Raw genomic sequence first — 17,723 nt, forward strand, 5'->3', positions numbered from 1 at the left:
GCGGACGGCTCACCCGTCCTTGCGGGACCAGTCGTAGGGGACGGAGGGATCGTTCCAGGAGAGCGTTGAGCCGCCGGGGGCCGACGGGTCGAACGCCTCGGACGCCGCGTGGAGAAGGAGGCATTCCTCGTCTCCGGCGCCTTTGAGACCGTGGAGCACGTCGGGAGGCACCGCGACGACCCGCGGCTGGCGGGGGCCCAGGAAGAGCTCGTTGATCGCGCCGCGGGTCGGGGATCCTTCGCGGTCGTCGTAGAGGACGAGCTTGGCCAGGCCGCGGACGCCGGCGAAATATTCCCACCGCGTGGGGTGCCGCCGCCACGCCCGGACCGCGCCGGGGTAGACGGTCACGACCGAGAGATGTTCGATCCTTCGCGGGGCGACGTCGCCGGAGCGGAGAATCGGGGCCCAGAATCCCCGTTCGTCGGGGAGCATCTCGAATTCGCGGACGGCGACGCCGTGAATGGTCTTCGGCATGACGGGATGATAAGCCTTCCCCGGCGGGAAGCAAGTCTCTTCGCGCCGGTTACGGCCGGACCGCCCGCGGTTCGATCGCTTCGCGGCGGGTGCGCTCGTGGGCCACGACGCGCTCGACGATTTCCTCGATGCCCAGGGTGGGACGGTAGCCGACGAGCGTTCGGATGCGGGAGAGGTCGGGGACGCGGCGGCGCATGTCTTCGAAGCCGGCCTCATAGGCGCGGTCGTAGGGGACGTATTCGATCGCGGCGGCGGGGTTGGCGCGGTCGCGGACGAGGCGGGCCAGCTCCTCGATCGTGATTTCCCGGTCGCTGCCCACGTTGAAGACCTGTCCGTACGCGCGGGGTTCGGCCAGAAGGGCCAGGACGGCGCGGACCACGTCTCCGACCCAGCAGAAGCAGCGGCTCTGGCGGCCGTCTCCGAAGACGGTGAGGGGGCCTCCGGAGAGCGCCTGCTGGACGAATCGGGGCAGGACCATGCCGTAGCGGCCGGTCTGGCGGGGTCCCACGGTGTTGAAGAGGCGCACGACGATCGTGGGGAGGCGGCGCTCCTTGAAATAGGACAGCGCCAGGAATTCGTCCACGAGCTTGGAGGCGGCGTAGGCCCATCGACCTTTGGAGCTCGGGCCCAGGACGCAGTCGTCGTCTTCCGAGAAGGGGACCTTGGAGGACTTGCCGTAGACTTCGCTCGTCGAGGCCAGAAGGACGGGCTTCCGCTTTTTGGCGGCGTTCGACAGGACGATTTCGGTGCCGCGGATGTTCGTTTCGACCGTTCGGACGGGGCTTTCGACGATCTGGAAGACGCCGACCGAGGCGGCCAGGTGGACGACGACGTCCGCCCGGTCGATGAGTTCGGCCACGAGAGGCGCGTTGAAGATCGTGTCGACGGCCAGGTGGAAGCGGGGATGGGAGCGGAAGCCGGCCAAGTTTTCGACGGAGCCGGTGGAAAGATCGTCGAGAACCAGGACGTGGTGGCCCTGTTCGAGGAGGGCCTCGGCGAGGTGGGAGCCGATGAATCCGGCGCCTCCCGTGATGAAGTAGTGCATGGTTGAGGGCGGTCCCGGGGGGATTATACCCCGTTTCCGGCCGGCCGGAGGGCTAGACCGGCACCGGCTTGCGGGCGCCGAGGCCGGAGTAGTTCGGGTGGTAGTCCTGGATGGCGCGGACCTCCAGTTTGCGCCGGAGGACGGCCTCGATGCCCTGGACGGCCGCCTGGGCGCCCGCGATGGAGGTCACCACGTGGATGCCGTGGGAGACGGCGAACGCCCGGATGCGGCCTTCGTCGGTCTTGGCGCCCTTGCCGGAAGGCGTGTTGATGATGAGGTCGATCTCCTTGTTGATGATGAGGTCGATGGCGTTGGGACGCCCTTCGGCGATCTTATGGATGGGGCGCACGCGGATGCCGTTTCGCTCGAGGACCTTGGCGGTTCCGCCCGTGGCGATCAGGTTGAATCCGAGGTCCTCGAGCCGCTTGGCGATGTAGACGACGTCGCGCTTGTCGGAATCCTTGACGGAGACGAAGATGTTGCCGCGGGTGGGCAGGTGGTGTCCGGCGGCGATTTCGGCCTTGGCGTAGGCCCGGCCGAAGTCGACGTCGATGCCCATGACCTCTCCGGTGGATTTCATTTCCGGGCCCAGAATGATGTCGACTCCGGGGAACTTCCGGAAGGGAAAGACGGATTCCTTGACGGAGAAGTGCTTGGGTTCGATTTCCCGGCGCAGTCCGAAATCCCGGAGGCGCTGGCCGACCATGATGCGGGCGGCGACCTTGGCCAGGGGGACGCCGATGGCCTTGGAGACGAAGGGCACGGTGCGGGAGGCGCGGGGGTTGACCTCGAGGACGTAGACGGTGGAGCCCTTGACGGCGAACTGGACGTTCATGAGGCCGCGGACCTCGAGTTCCCGGGCGAGCGCCACGGTGTTGCGCCGGATCGTGTCGAGCTGGGCGTCCGAAAGCGAGAAGGAGGGGATGGACATGGCGCTGTCACCGGAATGGACCCCGGCCATTTCGATATGCTCCATGATGCCGCCGATGAAGACCTCCTCGCCGTCGGCCACGGCGTCGACGTCCACCTCGATGGCGTCCTCGATGAACTTGTCGACCAGGACGGGGTGGTCGGGGTTGACGTCGGTGGCTTCCTTGATGAATTTTTCGAGCATCTCCTCGTCGTAACAGATCGCCATGGCGCGTCCGCCCAGGACGTAGCTCGGGCGCACGAGGACGGGATAGCCGAGCTGGGCGGCGATCCGCTTGGCCTCGTCGAAGGTGAAGGCGGTTCCGGAGGGAGGCTGCGTGAGGCCCAGCTTGTCGACGACCTCGGCGAACCGTTTGCGGTCCTCGGCGCGGTCGATGGAATCCATGGAGGTCCCCAGGATGCGGACGCCGGCCTGGGCGAGAGGGCGCGCGAGGTTGAGCGGGGTCTGGCCGCCGAGCTGGACGATGACCCCTTCGGGTTTCATGAGATCCCAGATGTTGAGGACGTCCTCCTCCGTAAGGGGCTCGAAAAAGAGCTGGTCGCTGATGTCGTAGTCCGTGGAGACCGTCTCGGGGTTGGAATTGACCATGATGACTTCGTATCCGAGTTCGCGCAGGGCGAAGGAGGCGTGGACGCAGCAGTAGTCGAACTCGATGCCCTGGCCGATGCGGTTGGGCCCGCCGCCCAGGATCATGACCTTGCGCCGGGGGCTCAGGCGGTGTTCGCTCTCGTTCTCGTAGGTCGAGTAGTAGTAAGGGGTCTGCGCTTCGAATTCGGCGGCGCAGGTGTCCACGAGCTTGTAGGCCGGGACGATGCCGAGTTTCTTGCGGCGCTCCCGGATCTCCCGGGCGGACGTTCCGAGCATCATGGCGAGCTGGGCGTCGGAGAACCCCATGCGTTTGGCCTCGCGGAGGTTTGCGGGCGAGGGATCGCGGCGGACCACGTCCTCGAAGCGGACGATTTCCTCGATCTGGGAGATGAACCAGGGGTCGATCTTGGAAAGTTCCGCGACCTCGGCGGCGGACATTCCGGAACGCAGGGCGTGCCGGACGGCGAACAGCCGCTCCGTGTTGGGGACGATGAGCTTCTCGCGGATCTGCTCCGGAGCCATGGGCCGGTCCTTGCGGTCCCAGCCCAGTCCGGCGCGTCCCTGCTCGAGCGAGCGGATGGACTTCTGGAGCGCCTCCTTGAAGGTGCGGCCGATGGACATCGTCTCGCCCACGGACTTCATCTGGATCGTGAGCGTGGGGTCCGCCTCGGGGAATTTTTCGAAGGCCCAGCGGGGGGTCTTGACGACCACGTAGTCGATCGTGGGTTCGAAGCACGCCGGGGTCTTGCGGGTGATGTCGTTGGGAATCTCGTCGAGGGTGTAGCCCACCGCCAGCTTGGCGGAGATCTTGGCGATCGGGAAGCCGGTCGCCTTGGAGGCCAGGGCGGAGCTGCGGGAAACCCGGGGATTCATCTCGATGACGACCCTACGGCCGGTCTTGGGATCCACGGCGAACTGGATGTTGGATCCGCCGCATTCGACGCCGATTTCGCGGATGATCTTGAAGGCGGCGTCGCGCATGGCCTGATACTCGCGGTCGGTGAGGGTCTGCGCGGGGGCCACCGTGATCGAGTCCCCGGTATGCACGCCCATGGGGTCGAAGTTCTCGATCGAACAGACGATGACGCAGTTGTCCTTGCGGTCCCGCATCACCTCGAGCTCGTATTCCTTCCAGCCGTAGATCGATTCCTCGACGAGGACCTCTCCGATCATGGACTGCTCCAGGCCGAACTGGACGATCCTCTCGAATTCCTCGACGTTGTAGGCGATGCCGCCGCCGGTGCCGCCGAGGGTGAAGCTGGGGCGGATGACGAGGGGCAGGCCGATCTCGGCGAGGATCCGGCGGGCGTCCTCGAGGGAGTAGGCGTAGCCCGAACGGGGGAGATCCAGGCCGATTTTCTCCATCGCCTTCTTGAAGAGCTTGCGGTCCTCGGCCTTCTTGATGGCCTCGACGGTGGCTCCGATCATTTCGACGCCGAAGCGGGCGAGCACTCCCCGGTCGGCGACGGCGACGGCGGTATTGAGGGCGGTCTGGCCGCCGAGGGTGGGCAGAAGGGCGTCCGGGCGCTCCTTTTCGAGGATGCGCTCGACGAACTCCGGCGTGATGGGTTCAATGTAGATCCGATCGGCCATCTCCGGATCGGTCATGATCGTGGCGGGGTTGGAGTTGACCAGGATCACGGTATAGCCTTCTTCGCGCAGGGCTTTGCAGGCCTGCGTGCCGGAGTAGTCGAATTCGCAGGCCTGGCCGATGATGATGGGCCCGGAACCGATGAGCATGATCTTCTTGAGATCGGTCCTTTTAGGCATGGAGTGTCCCCTCGTGGATCGGTCGGCAAGGAGTCATCGGATCGGACGCGTATGCTATCGACGCGCGCAGAGCCCGTCAAGGAAGATGAATCCGTCGCGACGCGATCGCCTTCCGCGGGCGGCTTTTTTACGGCGCCGTATCGTTGACAGCCGGGCGTCCCGTGATATGATTCGTCAGGGTCGGTATTTTCTGGATTCTAGGGAGGGTTCACGCATGAAGAAGGTTGCGGTCGTCCTGATCGCGCTGTTGCTGGTCGTGTCCGTGTCGGGCTGCTTCGGTCCGCGTAAAGTCACGCGCAGCTTCGACGACTGGCTCAATCAGGAGTATCACAACCAGCCGTGGCTCGTGGGCAACGTGATTTCGACCGCTCTGATCGGCATCGCGTTCTGGGTCACGAATTTCGTGGACAGCTTCATCGATCTGTACTACTTCTGGGCCGTGGACGCCTGGCCGTTCGGCTCCGGCACGGGAACGGCCTTCACGCACAAGGCGGTGGTGCCCAAGGCGAAGTAGGCGATCGCGCCCGTTCGAATGCCCGAAGCCCCCGGCGGGCCCGGCTCGCCGGGGGTTTCTTTTTCCGGAAGGAGCTCGGAATGAGACCGGCGGCGGCGCTCCTGGCGGGGCTTCTTCTGGCCGGGTGCATGGGGCCCCAGAAGATGACCCGCAACATGGACGACTGGGCCAACCAGACCTACGTGGACAACCCATGGTTCCTCGGAAACACGCTCTCCTGGGCGTGCCTGCAGGTCGTCTTTGCCGCCACCTGGACGCTCGACCTGGCGATCAACGCCTTCTACTTCTGGACCCGGGACGCCTGGAGGGGGGAGGGGACGATTTACGAGCGCGAACCGGTGGTGCTGCCGCGCCGGAAGTGAAGGGCGGTCAGCGCGCGGCGACCACCCATCTCCAGATCTCTCGCCAGCGGGGCTTCTTGCCGTAGAGGAGGAGTCCCGCGCGGAAAAGCCGGGCGGAGACCGCCAGCGCCCCCGCCGTGGCCAGGAGAAGAATCGCCGCCGAGAGCGCCACGTCCGTCCAGGGCGTCCCGGACGGGTCGATCGTCACGCGGAACATCATCGTGGTCGGAGCCGTGAAGGGGATCAGCGAGAAGATCCGCGCCACGGTCCCTTGCGGCGCCTCGATGAGCGCCAGAAGGATGAACGCGGGGCTCGTTCCGATCAGGGTCCAGACCGCTCCCATCTGCTGGCTCTCGCGGAGGTTCGTGCCCAGGGCCCCGAACCCGAGCATGAGCGATCCGTAGAGGGCGTAGCCGAGGAGGAAGTAGATCAGACAGGCCACGAAGGCGCCGGGCGCGAGCGACACCTGAACCGCCAGCGCCACCGCTCCCACGACGCTTCCCAGAAGAATCAGGCCCGCCCAGACGGCAAGCTGCAGAAGCCCCGCGGCCCCGAGGCCGATGAGCTTTCCCAGCATGAGTTCGCCCGGCGTCACCGACGAGAGCACCATCTCGAGGACCCGGTTCTCCTTTTCCTCGGCCATCCCGAGGAGCAGGTATTGGCTGGAGTTGAAGATGGCCGTGAAGAGGAGGAAGAAGAAAACGTACGCCACGCCGGAGCGCTTCAGCGCCTCCGCTTCGTTTTCGGCCGAGGGATGGCCCGACGTCGGCTCCAGGTAGACCGTCCGCACCTCGAGAGGATCCTTGGCGCGGCGGACGCGGTCCGGATCGGTTCCCGCCAGGACGTTTTCGAGGAGCCAGTCCTTCAGGCGGGGAGGAAGCGGTGGTTGTGCGGCCGTCAGAAGCGTCGGCCGCCGGGTCGTCGCCACGGTGACCGTGCCGGTCTCCAGATAATCCTTCGGGATCAGGACGTAGGCGCCCACTTCCCCCGCGGCCAGGGCGGCGCGCGCGGCCTGTTCGGTGGGGAAGCGGCGGGCGCTGAACGGGGGGTCCGTGGTCAGCCCTCCCCACGCGTCCACCACGCCGAGGGGCAGGTTCCGGATCGCGCGCGTGGATTCTTCGATCGCATGCTTGCCGACGAGGCTCATGCCCGCCAGGATCGCGGCGAAGACGAGCGGCAGGACGAACGTGGCCACGACGAACCACACCCGGCGCACGGTCACCGAGAACTCGCGCGCGGCGACGATGCCGGCCTTCCTCACGGCGAACCCTCTCCTCCCACGACCCGCACGAAGATTTCGTCGAGCGAGGGCCGGGCCCGTTCGAAACGGCCGACGCGCGCCCCGGAGGCCAAAAGATCCGCCAGGAACCGCTCGGGGGAGGCGCCTTCCCGAAGCCAGAGCCGAAAGCCGCGGCCTTCCGGCCGCGCGCGCTCGACGAGCGGATGTCCGTTCGGGGGCGGATCCGCTTCCACGAGCAAAGCGGTGTCCGCGAAGCGGTCCCGGATCTGCTCGACCGCGCCCGACAGGACGCCCCGTCCGCGATGGATGAGGAAGACGTGCCGGCACATCGCCTCGACCTGGTCCATGCGATGGGAGGACAGCACGATGGCCGTCCCGCGACCGGCGTGTTCCCGCAGGAGATCGGTGACGAGGACGCGATTGACGGGATCGAGTCCTTCGAAGGGCTCGTCCAGGACGGCCAGATCGGGTTCGGGCATGAAGACGGCGGCGATCTGAAGCTTCTGCTGCATGCCTTTGGACAGTTCCCGCAGGCGGCGCCGGCGGACGTCCAGCAGGCCCACGCGGTCCAGCGCCGCCTCGGCGCGGCGGGCGGCGGCGGCGCGGGGAAGTCCCTTCAGGCGGCCGAGATACTCGAGGACTTCGGAGACCCGCTGGCGGGGATAGAGTCCGCGCTCCTCGGGGAGGTAGCCCACGCGGTCCTTGAGGGAGGGATCGAGCCGCCGGCCCAGGACGAGGATCTCGCCGGAATCGGGCCGGAGGATGTCCATGATCATTCGGAGGAGGCTGGACTTCCCGGCGCCGTTGGGTCCCAGGAGACCGAAGATTTCCCCGCGTTCCACTTCGAGCGAGACGCGGTCGACGGCCACCTTGCCGTCGTAGGCCTTGACGACCTCGCGGACCTCCAGAACCGGCATGGCGGGCCGTTCTCGGACGGAACCTAGCCCATCTCGCCCCAGCTCTTGACCAGGCGGCCGACCAGACCGTAGGAGCGGGCCTCCTCGGCGGACAGCCAGAAGTCGCGGTCCGAGTCGCGCGTCACCTGCTCGAGGGACTTGCCCGTCTCGGCGGCGACGATTTGATTGTACCGCTCGCGGAGCTTGATGATCTCCTCGGCGCTGATTTCGATATCGCTGGCGGAGCCCTGGACGTAGGTGGACGGCTGGTGAAGGAGGAAGCGCGAATTCGGCGTGGCGAACCGCCGCTCGCGCGGGGCGGCCAGGTAGATCAGGACGGCGGCGCTGGCGCACAGGCCGTTGACCACGGTGCGCACGGGAGGTTTGAAGAACCGGAGCGCGTCGTAGATGGCGAAGCCGCTGTCGGCGCTTCCGCCGGGGGAGTTGATGTAGACGGTGATCGGCGACTTTTCGTCCTCCTGCTGCATCAGGATGAGCTGGCTCTGGACGCGGCGCGCCAGCTTGTCGGTGACCACCTCGGAAACGAGGATGGAACGGGTCTTGAGCATCCTCTTGAGGAGGCTTCCCTCGGAGGGCTCTTTGCCGTCGTCGTCTTCGGCGAGCCTGGGATCCAGATCCATGAGATTCTCCTTCGAGTCGAGATGGTGGGCGTGGGCAGACTCGAACTGCCGACCTTTCGCTTATCAAGCGAATGCTCTAACCAACTGAGCTACACGCCCGATTGTTTCAAAGAGCGAGCGCCGGGGCGCCCGGGGCTGAGATGGTGGACCCGACCGGAGTCGAACCGGCAGCCTCCTGGTTGCAAACCAGGCGTTCTCCCATTGAACTACGGGCCCCCTTGGAATCGGCGGCGGAAGGTGGCCTCCGGCGCCGCTCGCGGGGGGGGCCGCGACGGCTGCCGCCCGCCCTCTCGGGGGATGGACCGCCTTCGAGCGCCGGGGCGACGCGCTTATATATAATCGGCCCCGGTCGCAGGGTCAACGCTTTCTTTCCGCAGGGCCGCGGCGCTATCGACGGGACTTGAAGGGGTCCACTTCGGGCAGGCGGGCGCCGTTGCCGACGACGATTCTCTGGAAGCGGTAGTGCCGCAGGGTCGGCGAGAGGTACTCGCACTTGGTGAGGATCCAGTCTTCGTTGAAGAGGTAGGGCGCCAGGCGGCGGGCCCCGGTGGGATCGGTCTGGTCGATATAAAGGTCCACGACGTCGAAGCGCCGATCCCCTTGGGGGACGGTGGTGGCGGCGGCCGAAGGGCGGGACTTGTCGGCGATCCCTTTCTGGCGCAGCTCGGCGGCCAGGGCGGTTTCCTGAGGGGCCGAGGCGGAAGCGAGGGGCGGGCGTTCGGACTCTTCGGGCGCGCCGCTGCAGGCGGTTCCGGCGGCCAGGGCGGTCGCGAGGATCCAGGTTCTCATGGGCCGGCCCATTATATCTTAAGGACGTTTCCACGGAGCGTTTTTCCGCCTCCGGTGGGGAGGCATTTTCGTATAAAGGACGAAAACGTCGGAGGTCTTCATGGCCAAAGTTCTTTCATTCCTCGCCGCTTTTGTCCTTCTTCTCCAGGCCGACCCGCGGGTCGAGGCGCTTCGGGAGATCACGGAAGAGGGGCTTCGCTCCCATGTGAGCTTTCTGGCGGACGACGCCCTGGAGGGGAGGGCCGCCGGCTTTCCCGGCAACGAAAAGGCGGTGGAGTATCTGGTCAAAGAGGTGACTTCGTACGGCCTGGTTCCGGCGGGGGAGGACGGGCGGTTCACGCAGGAATTCGTGACGGCGGCCGGGCGCCGGGCGAAGAACGTGATCGCGCTTCTGGAAGGCTCGGATCCCGAGCGGCGGGGCGAGTATGTGGCGATCGGCGCGCACCTCGACCATGTGGGACGCAAGGGGCAAGGGGTGGGCGGGCAGGTGGGCGAGACCCGCGAGGGGGACGACATCTGGAACGGCGCCGACGACAACGCGAGCGGCACGTCGGCGGTTCTTGCGGCGGCCAAGGCTTTCTCGCGTCTGCGCGCGCGGCCGAAGCGGTCGGTGCTTTTCTGCTGGTGGAACGCCGAGGAATCGGGGCTGGAAGGGTCGCGCCACTGGGTGCGGCAGCCGACGCGTCCTCTGGAAAAGGTGGTGTACTACCTGAATCTCGACATGGTGGGGCGCAACCCCGGGCGGCCGATGGACCTTGAGGGGGTGAAGAACGCCGAGGGGGACGCGCTGGAGCGGATCCTGACCGAGGCGTGCCGGGCGGAGGATCTGGCGTTCACGAAGTACGACCACTACCACGAGGCGATGTTCCGTTCGGACGGAGCGTCCTTCCTGTGGGCGGGCATTCCGGCGTCGATGTTTTTCACGTCCTGGCATGCCGACTATCATCGCGTGGGCGATCATGCGGACAAGATCGCCTACGGGAATCTCGCCAAGATCGCGCGGGCGGCCTTTCGGGTCGCCTACGACGTGGCGAATCTTCCGGAGGCTTTGCGGATCAACGTGGACACGCCGCTGCGGGGGCGGCCGCTTCGGATCCGGGCGGAGGACGCGCGGGTGGGCCAGGCCGGAGCGTGCCGGGTGACGGAGGTGGCGGAGGACAGCGCGCTGGGTCGGGCGGGGCTTCGGCCGGGGGACTTGGTGGTGGGGTTTCGGGGCCAGCCGCTTCCGGCGTCGCGTCCGGTGGCGGAACTCTGGCGGCGGATTCAGGCGGCGCCGGCGGATCGGGAGCTGGAACTCGAGGTGGTGCGGGGCGGGGAACGGCAGACGCTCAAGGTCGTCTGGCCCGCGCGGTAGGGAAGGGCGCGGGGAATAAAAAAAGACGGCAAGAGGGGTTTCGGCGCGCGTGGTTGGGCGCACGGCGCTTCCACCGGCGGAGATATCGGGACCCTTTTCTCTTCGCAGTTCCACGGATCGCTTCATCCCGAAGGATGGGCGTCCATGAAACGTGTCGTAGAGCCTGGGTGGAATCTCCCTTCGTCGAATCATCCCTTTCGGGATGGGTCCTTAGAAAGGAGGTGATCCAGCCGCAGATTCCCCTACGGCTACCTTGTTACGACTTAGCCCTCCTCACACGTTTTACCCTGGGCCGCGTCCTCCCTTGCGGGTTGGACAACGGACTTTAGGTACCCCGTGCTTGGGTGGCTTGACGGGCGGTGTGTACAAGGCTCGGGAACATATTCACCGCGGCGTGGCTGATCCGCGATTACTAGCGATTCCGGCTTCACGGAGGCGAATTGCAGCCTCCGATCCGAACTGAGGCCGGCTTTTTGGGATTGGCTCCCCCTCGCGGGTTGGCGACCCTTTATACCGGCCATTGTAGCACGTGTGTTGCCCCGGACATAAGGGCCATGATGACTTGACGTCATCCCCACCTTCCTCCCACTCGACGCGGGCAGTCCCACTAGAGTGCCTCCTTTCGGAGTCGCAACTAGTGGCAGGGGTTTCGCTCGTTACGGGACTTAACCCAACATCTCACGACACGAGCTGACGACAGCCATGCAACACCTGATGAGGGCTCCCCTTTCGGGGTCGTCACCGTTTCCGGCTCCTACCACCCCCACTTCAAGCCCGGGTAAGGTTCTTCGCGTTGCATCGAATTGAACCACATGCTCCACCGCTTGTGCGAGCCCCCGTCAATTCCTTTGAGTTTTAACCTTGCGGCCGTACTCCCCAGGCGGGACACTTAACGCGTTAGCTGCAGCAGAGAAAGGCAAGCCCTCCTCCACTCAGTGTCCATCGTTTACGGCTAGGACTACCAGGGTATCTAATCCTGTTTGCTCCCCTAGCTTTCGCACCTCAGCGTCAGGAGCGCACCAGTGACTCGCTTTCGCCTCCGGCGTTCCTCCTGATATCTACGCATTTCACCGCTTCACCAGGAGTTCCAGTCACCTCTCACGCCCTCAAGCCCGGTATTTTCAGCCGCCGTTCCGCCGGTAAGCGACGGGATTCCACGACTGATTTGCCGGGCCGCCTACGTGCCCTTTACGCCCAGTGAATCCGAACAACGTTCGCGCTCTCCGTATTACCGCAGCTGCTGGCACGGAGTTAGCCGGCGCTTCTTCCGGAGGTTAAGTCAGGGTTCCTCCCTCCTGAAAGGGGTTTACAACCCGAAGGCCTTCATCCCCCACGCGGCGTCGCTGCGTCAGGCTTTCGCCCATTGCGCAAGATTCCCTACTGCTGCCACCCGTAGGTGTCGGGACCGTGTCTCAGTTCCCGTGTGGCCGTTCAACCTCTCAGTCCGGCTACCCGTCATCGCCTTGGTGGGCCGTTACCCCGCCAACTAGCTGATAGGCCATGGACCGCTCCTTGGGCGCCTCTCGGCTTTGAGCGGAAAGCGATGCCGCTCCCCGCCATCATGCGGTATTAGCCCACCTTTCGGTGGGTTATCCCCCACCCGAGGGTACGTTGTCCATGTATTACTCACCCTTCCGCCGCTGTACTCCCGGAGTTGCCCCCGGTTTCTCGCGCGACTTGCATGTATTAGGCACGCCGCCAACGTTCGTTCTGAGCCAGGATCAAACTCTTCAATCAGATTTCTGATCGAAGGGATTTGATCTTGGTGAAGAAGCTCCAGGTTATTCGGAGCCTGGTTAAAACCCAGAAGGATCGACCTTTCGGTCTCTCCCAAGGGTCCCCATCTCCTCCCGCCTCCGCGAAAGCTCACGCAGGCAAGCCTGCCTTCGCTTTCCGAGAACGGTCACCTCTTGCCGTCTTGATACGGACAAGATCGAGATGGGTCAGTTGGCTCTGACCCGATTTTCAAAGATCCGCTCTCCCGGCCGCCGCCGCTTCCCTTCAGGGGAGCGACAGCATCTCATCCTTGCGCGTGCGGGTTGTCGCCCCCACCCCTCAAGGAATGAGTACGGCACTCGAGAGAGCTGCTTACGACGCTCGTCATTATAGAGACGCGCTCCGGCGTGTCAAGCGCTTTTCGAGAAATTTTCCGAGCCCGTTTCACGGCTTTTTTCGCAGCCGGATCGGTCCGACCCCCGCCGCCTGGCCCCGCTCCACCACCACCTGAGGACGGTCCAGCGCTTCGTACCCTTCCGCCTGCACTTCCACCGCGTACGCCCCCGGCGCCACGTCCTGAAGCGTGAACTCTTTCCTCCCCGCGAAGGACTTCGTCTGCACCCGCACCTCGCGCCCCAGCTCCGCGTCGTACTTCGAAAGACACACCGCGAACCACGCGGGCGCCGGCTCCGCTTCCACGCGCCCGGTCAGGCTTCCCGCCCGGGGCAGACGCACTTCCAGGTTCGCCGTGTTCGGCGCGACGCCCCGCCAGTAAACCGTCCCGTACCCCGGCGCGGCCGCCGAGCCGCTGATCGGCGCGTTTCCCAGACCGTAAAGCGCGAACCGCCCTTCGGCGTCCGTGCGCGCCATGCCGCCCCCCTCGTTGGCCGCCATCACCAGCGCCCCCGCCACCGGCGCGCCCGCCTCATCCACCACCCGCCCCGCCAGAAACGTTCCCTCCTCCAGCGCCACATTGACTTCTTTGGCGTCTCCCGGACCCGCCCAGACCAGCCCCATCCGGTCCTGCGGCCGGAACCGCTCGTGCCGGAACCGCGCGCCGAACTCGCCCGCCGGCACCGCTTCCAGCATGTATCGCCCCGCCCGATCCGTCCACGCCCGAAGCTCGGGCACCACCGGAAGCTGCGTCGTCCCGTCCAAAAGCTGCACCGTGGCTCCCGCCAACGGGTTCCCCGCCGTGTCCGTCACGACCCCATACAGCCGCCCCCCCTCGCGGAGCTCCAGGATCGCCTCCGTCGCGCGACCGGCCTCCACGCGGACACGGGCCCCGCCGGGAAGGTAACGGGGGTGACGCGCCGTGATCTCGTACTCCCCCGGCGGAAGACCCGTCACGGTGCGCGTGCCGTCGGCGTGCGCCTCGTAGCCGCGCCCCTCCGCCGTTCCCGCGGGAGTCACGAAAATCCGCGCTCCCGCCACAGGCGCTCCGCGCGCGTGAACGGCGATGCGGAGGGTTCCCGCCGCCGCGCTCGAGGCTGACGGCGCGAGGTCCCAGGAGACGGCGGGGGGCTTCTCGACGCCCGCGGCGGGCGCCGGCAGCTCCGCGCGCGGCTCGGCGGCGGGCCCGCTTCCGGCAGGCCACGGCCGATCCGCTGGCGCCCCTCGACGCAGCGCCCAGAATCCGGCGCCCAACACCAGGCCCGCGAACCCGAAGATCAGCGGCCAGCGCTTCATGATGTCGCTTCGATTCTACCGGGAGGAAGGGACGGAAGAAACGGCCTCAGCGGCCCCGGGCCAGGCGGATCCGCACGTCCTCGAGCTTTTGTCCGGCGCCCAGCGTCAGTTCCGGAACGTCGAGCGCGCGGTAGCCCGAAGCCTCCACCTCGAGCTTGTATGTTCCGGGGGGCAGGTTCTCGAGCGAGAATTCCCCGTCGTCGCCGAACATCACCGTCCGCTTGGGATAATAACCGCGCGTCTCCTCGTCGAGATGAAGGAGCCGCAGGGTGAACTGGCGCGGAAGCGGCGCCCCCTCGAGGCGCCCGGAGATCTTTCCCGCCCGGAAAAGCCGGATTTCGAGATCGGTGGTTCCCGGGGCGACGTCGCGGCGGAGCGCCGTCGCGTACCCGGGCGCGGACGCCAGGCAGTAGATCGGCTGGTCGGTGAGGCCTCCGATCATGAAACGACCTTCATCGTCCGTGGTGGCGGCTCCGCGTTCTCCATTGGACGCCGTGACGACGGCGCCGGGCACGGGGGCGCCGGACTCGTCGAGCACCCGCCCCGAAATCCTCCGTCCGGGCTCCAGGACGGCGTTCACTTCGCGCTTCTCTCCCTCGGCCTGGAGCGTCACCTCGGCTCGGAAGCTCCGATAGTGAGGGTGGCGGAAATGAACGACGTATCGTCCCGGTTCGACGCGGACGAGCCGGTAGCGGCCGGAAGCATCCGTTTGAGTCCCGGCCGTTTCGCCGCCGGGGCCGCCGCTTTTCGGGTCGAGGAGGGTCACCTGCGTTCCCGGGAGCATCGTTCCCGCGAGATCCGCGACATGGCCGAAAATCTGGCCGGATTCCCGCAGGTCCACCACGACTTCCGAGACTTTGCCGGGTTCCACCCGCGCGGGGACGGCGGCGCGGAGGTAAGGGGAGTGGTCCACGTGGATGCGATAGTCGCCCGGGGGCATGCCGAGCAGGGACTGCCGGCCGCCGCGCGGCGTCTTGAAGCGGCGGTGCTCATACACCGCCAACCTCAGCACTTCCACGGTGACTCCTTCGAGACCTACGCCCTGGGCGCGGACGAAAACGGTGAGCCCCGTGGGTCCCTGCTGGACCCTCGCGGCGTCGTTGGCCGGGGGGGGCGTCGCTTCGGGCGGCGGCGCCGTTCGGGGCGCGGTCCTGGGGGGTTCAGGAGCTGCGGGTCGGGAATCGGGGGCGTTGCGGCGCCCGGAGAGGAGAACAGCCAGGCCCAGCAGGAGGGCCGCCAGAAAAGGGATCGTCCAAAGGAGGCGTTTCACAGAACTTCCGCGTCGTGCCGCCGCCCCGGCGGCGGTCCGCGCCGCCGGGGCGAAAGCGTGGAACCTAGAACAGAATGATCGTCACCTCGGGGCCCGTCAGGAGCACCCGGGGATTCTCGGCGGCCACGAGGTTCCAGTAGTGGATGTCCGGCGAACCCTCGCCGGCCCAGTATCCGATCCCGAAATGCGTCCAGTAGGTTTGAAGAAGGAACTCCGGGAACGTGCTGGTCCAATACTGGACGATGTTGCTGCTGATGCCGAGGTTGGTTCCCGAACCCACAAGCTGGCCGGCCCGGTAGTTGACGTCGATAAAGGATTTAATGAGCCGTCCGCCCGGATCCACCATGTTTGCGCCCGCCACGTTGTCGGTGTTATTGGGCACGGGAGGATTGGGCAGCGAAGTGGGCGGGACGGCCGTGATTTCCGTGTGCGTGCAGGGAGGGGGCGGGCAGGGCGCACCCGGAAGCAGCATTCGGTCTCCTTCGGCGTTCTGGAGCGGCAGATCGGGCACGTTGTGGCCCGGAGCGTTGAAGTGAACGGCGTAGTGTTTGCAATGGGCGCGGGCGTTGCGGCGCAGGTCGCCGTATTCGGACACGAAAGCCTGCCGGGGGAATCCCGGCTGGGTCCGGCGGATTCCGATGAGTCGCTCGTACTCGCTGATGCGCCACTCGAAAATAAAGTCGCGGACCTGGTTTTCCAGCGTGATGATGACGGGGAACTCGCGCGCGTTGACGTCGGTCATCAGGGGATGCCGGTTGCCCAGGATGTAGATGTCCGGATAGGTGTAGGTCCGGATATCCGTCGGGTCCAGGATCCCCATGACGAAGGTCGCCGTGTTGGGGTCGTTCCAGAGAAGCGGCGTGTCCCCGGCGGGACCGCCGCCCGTGGAGGAGACGTCGTTCCACAGGAGAGGGGTGTTGGCGCCCACGCCGCCGCCGCTCGTGGCGCCGCTTTCGTTTTCGTCCTTGCCGCAGCCGACGATCCCCAGCAAGACGAGCGCTACGGCCCAGGCCGCCTGTCGCCCCAGCAGTGCCTTTCTCATCATCCCATGCTCCTTCCGGCGCTCCCGTACTCTACGCCTAACTGGACGCTTCGCCAAAGCTTTTTCCGTCATTTCGCCGCTTCCTCGAGGTCGGCCGGGGTCACCCAGGCCGCTTCGACGTCGTCGAACCGGATCTCCTCATCCTGGGGGATCTCGGCGCGGGCGGCTCCCCCGAGGGCCACCTGGACCGTCCGGACGGGAGACGGGAAATCTCCCGCATAGGCGGCCCGGTCGTTTCGGCGGATCACCAGGCGTTCGCGACTGATCCAGATTTCGAATGTTTCCCATTCCTGCCGCGCGGGGACCTCCTCCGACCAGATCGGCTCGGCCCGCCCTTCCTTCCAGAGGCGAAGCAGGTTTCCGCGGCGCTCGAGGAGAACGGCCCGACCGAGCACCCCGCGGTTAAGCGCGATCCAGGCGCTCAGCCCCGGATCGTCCCCCGACCGCCAGAGCCGCAGACGGATCCGCAGCGGCGCTTCATTGCTCAGAGCGAAGGACGGGCGCGACTCCATCCAGGCCGCCCGCGCCCAGGCGCCCGAGGCGTCCACCCGGCGGAGGGGATTCTCGGAGGGCTTGCGGCCGGACTCCGGTCCCGCCGGCGGAAGCGAGCTGATCGGGGCCGGGGGACGGCGGGGCACGCGCAGCGCGAGAACTCCGCCGTCGTTGGAGAACTTCAGTCCGGCGGCGGAAGGTTCGGAGCCGGCCGCCCACAGGTTGCCCAGGTTGCGGCGCTCGAACCCTTCCTTGAGAGCCGGCCGCGGCGCGGGCAGGGTGCGTACCGCCAAAGGAGCGCCCCGTCCGGCCATCGCGTACTGACCGGCGCCCACGTCCACTGAAGCTCCGTCTTCGCGCCGGGATAGACGGACCCGGCCTTCCTTGACATCCAGGCGGGTCGAAGCCGGCGTCACCCGCAACGTCAGGCGCGTTCCGAGCACGCGGGCCTCCGCGTGCGGCGTCACGAAGATCGCCTCGGCGCCCTCGGGTTGCCGGGTCACGTAGGCGGCCAGCGTTCCCTCATGAACTTCAATCTTGCGGGCGGCGTTCGCGGGGAACGCCAGCCGCGTTTCCACGCCCAGGGCGAGGCGGGTGCCGTCCGGGTATTCGACCACGGCTTGGCTTCCGTTCCCCGCCGTGACCAGGCCGGTCCCTGCGACAATTTCCTGGCCCTGGGACGCCCGCCGGCGCCCTTCGGGACCCAGGAAGAAGACGTCCCCCTCCACCCGGGCGAGGGCGGCCACGGCGGGGCGGGTCAAAGGTCTCTCGGAGGGAGCGGCGGGACGCTCGGGGGCGCGGGAAGGTGCGGAAGGCGCGGGCGCCGGGGCGGCGGGCGGCTCCGGCGGCCGGACGGGAACGGCAGGCGTCGCCGGTCGCTCTCGAACGGTGGGGGGCTCCGCCGGAGCGGGCGTCGCGGGCGGCGGCACGG

14 protein-coding genes, 2 tRNA genes and 1 rRNA gene are annotated in these 17,723 nt (G+C 66.8%); 3 read left to right on the forward strand and 14 right to left on the reverse strand.

Translation table 11 applies throughout. The annotated features are described in order from the left end of the window. Positions 1-9: 9 nt before the first annotated feature. Genes VNO22_13105 through carB form a run of 3 tightly spaced genes read right to left on the reverse strand, consistent with a single transcriptional unit; the run spans position 10 to position 4,808 of the window. Entirely contained in the window at positions 10-474 is a 465-nt protein-coding gene (locus VNO22_13105; GenBank protein HXG62312.1) for a dTDP-4-dehydrorhamnose 3,5-epimerase family protein, read from the reverse strand. Between the two features lie 49 nt (positions 475-523). Beyond that, positions 524-1,519: a GDP-mannose 4,6-dehydratase gene (locus VNO22_13110; protein HXG62313.1), complete on the reverse strand. Its 996-nt coding sequence runs from the start codon at positions 1,517-1,519 to the stop codon at positions 524-526. Between the two features lie 52 nt (positions 1,520-1,571). After that, positions 1,572-4,808, reverse strand: coding sequence for a carbamoyl-phosphate synthase large subunit (gene carB / locus VNO22_13115; protein HXG62314.1), 3,237 nt, complete (start codon positions 4,806-4,808; stop codon positions 1,572-1,574). Between the two features lie 247 nt (positions 4,809-5,055). Here carB and VNO22_13120 point away from each other — a divergent pair, with 247 nt between their 5' ends. Continuing rightward, the gene (locus tag VNO22_13120; GenBank protein ID HXG62315.1) at positions 5,056-5,322 is read left to right on the forward strand and encodes a hypothetical protein; all 267 of its coding nucleotides are present in this window, start codon (positions 5,056-5,058) and stop codon (positions 5,320-5,322) included. Positions 5,323-5,402: 80 nt separating this feature from the next. Beyond that, positions 5,403-5,684 carry a hypothetical protein gene (locus tag VNO22_13125; protein HXG62316.1) on the forward strand — a complete coding sequence of 94 codons (282 nt, stop codon included), beginning with the start codon at positions 5,403-5,405 and terminating at the stop codon, positions 5,682-5,684. Positions 5,685-5,691: 7 nt separating this feature from the next. Here the strand turns inward: VNO22_13125 and VNO22_13130 are convergent, their stop codons facing one another. From VNO22_13130 to VNO22_13155, 6 genes are all read right to left on the reverse strand, one after another. Next, entirely contained in the window at positions 5,692-6,924 is a 1,233-nt protein-coding gene (locus tag VNO22_13130) for an ABC transporter permease (protein ID HXG62317.1), read from the reverse strand. Then, positions 6,921-7,820: an ATP-binding cassette domain-containing protein gene (locus VNO22_13135; protein HXG62318.1), complete on the reverse strand. Its 900-nt coding sequence runs from the start codon at positions 7,818-7,820 to the stop codon at positions 6,921-6,923. Before VNO22_13135 ends, VNO22_13130 begins: the two co-directional genes overlap by 4 nt. Before the next feature lie 23 nt (positions 7,821-7,843). Next, complete coding sequence (locus VNO22_13140) at positions 7,844-8,440, reverse strand: ATP-dependent Clp protease proteolytic subunit (protein ID HXG62319.1); 597 nt, start codon at positions 8,438-8,440, stop codon at positions 7,844-7,846. A 22-nt stretch (positions 8,441-8,462) separates the two neighbouring features. Further along, positions 8,463-8,539 (reverse strand) — tRNA-Ile (locus VNO22_13145). A 42-nt stretch (positions 8,540-8,581) separates the two neighbouring features. Then, positions 8,582-8,656 (reverse strand) — tRNA-Ala (locus VNO22_13150). Between the two features lie 171 nt (positions 8,657-8,827). Further along, positions 8,828-9,229 carry a hypothetical protein gene (locus VNO22_13155; protein HXG62320.1) on the reverse strand — a complete coding sequence of 134 codons (402 nt, stop codon included), beginning with the start codon at positions 9,227-9,229 and terminating at the stop codon, positions 8,828-8,830. 100 nt (positions 9,230-9,329) lie between these two features. Here VNO22_13155 and VNO22_13160 point away from each other — a divergent pair, with 100 nt between their 5' ends. Beyond that, positions 9,330-10,583: a M20/M25/M40 family metallo-hydrolase gene (locus VNO22_13160; GenBank protein HXG62321.1), complete on the forward strand. Its 1,254-nt coding sequence runs from the start codon at positions 9,330-9,332 to the stop codon at positions 10,581-10,583. Between the two features lie 214 nt (positions 10,584-10,797). Here VNO22_13160 and VNO22_13165 read toward each other — a convergent pair. The 5 genes from VNO22_13165 to VNO22_13185 form a co-directional block, all read right to left on the reverse strand. Then, positions 10,798-12,320: ribosomal RNA gene (locus VNO22_13165) — 16S ribosomal RNA — on the reverse strand. A 423-nt stretch (positions 12,321-12,743) separates the two neighbouring features. Further along, complete coding sequence (locus VNO22_13170) at positions 12,744-13,988, reverse strand: carboxypeptidase-like regulatory domain-containing protein (GenBank protein HXG62322.1); 1,245 nt, start codon at positions 13,986-13,988, stop codon at positions 12,744-12,746. 46 nt (positions 13,989-14,034) lie between these two features. Further along, positions 14,035-15,258, reverse strand: coding sequence for a carboxypeptidase regulatory-like domain-containing protein (locus VNO22_13175; GenBank protein HXG62323.1), 1,224 nt, complete (start codon positions 15,256-15,258; stop codon positions 14,035-14,037). A gap of 64 nt (positions 15,259-15,322) precedes the next feature. Then, on the reverse strand, positions 15,323-16,303 hold the full coding sequence (locus tag VNO22_13180) for a hypothetical protein (protein HXG62324.1): 981 nt from the start codon (positions 16,301-16,303) through the stop codon (positions 15,323-15,325). A 65-nt stretch (positions 16,304-16,368) separates the two neighbouring features. Further along, positions 16,369-17,553 (reverse strand): FecR family protein, encoded by a 1,185-nt coding sequence (locus VNO22_13185; protein ID HXG62325.1) that lies wholly within the window; start codon positions 17,551-17,553, stop codon positions 16,369-16,371. Positions 17,554-17,723 lie beyond the last annotated feature (170 nt).

It is taken from the genome of Planctomycetota bacterium (assembly GCA_035574235.1).
In the GTDB taxonomy this organism is placed as follows: domain Bacteria; phylum Planctomycetota; class MHYJ01; order MHYJ01; family JACPRB01; genus DATLZA01.

Coding starts and splice junctions, on each gene's coding strand:
- VNO22_13105 (HXG62312.1), bottom strand. CDS start 474: ATGCCGAAGACCATTCACGGCGTCGCCGTCCGCGAATTCGAGATGCTC.
- VNO22_13110 (HXG62313.1), bottom strand. CDS start 1,519: ATGCACTACTTCATCACGGGAGGCGCCGGATTCATCGGCTCCCACCTC.
- carB (HXG62314.1), bottom strand. CDS start 4,808: ATGCCTAAAAGGACCGATCTCAAGAAGATCATGCTCATCGGTTCCGGG.
- VNO22_13125 (HXG62316.1), top strand. CDS start 5,403: ATGAGACCGGCGGCGGCGCTCCTGGCGGGGCTTCTTCTGGCCGGGTGC.
- VNO22_13135 (HXG62318.1), bottom strand. CDS start 7,820: ATGCCGGTTCTGGAGGTCCGCGAGGTCGTCAAGGCCTACGACGGCAAG.
- VNO22_13140 (HXG62319.1), bottom strand. CDS start 8,440: ATGGATCTGGATCCCAGGCTCGCCGAAGACGACGACGGCAAAGAGCCC.
- VNO22_13155 (HXG62320.1), bottom strand. CDS start 9,229: ATGAGAACCTGGATCCTCGCGACCGCCCTGGCCGCCGGAACCGCCTGC.
- VNO22_13160 (HXG62321.1), top strand. CDS start 9,330: ATGGCCAAAGTTCTTTCATTCCTCGCCGCTTTTGTCCTTCTTCTCCAG.
- VNO22_13170 (HXG62322.1), bottom strand. CDS start 13,988: ATGAAGCGCTGGCCGCTGATCTTCGGGTTCGCGGGCCTGGTGTTGGGC.
- VNO22_13180 (HXG62324.1), bottom strand. CDS start 16,303: ATGATGAGAAAGGCACTGCTGGGGCGACAGGCGGCCTGGGCCGTAGCG.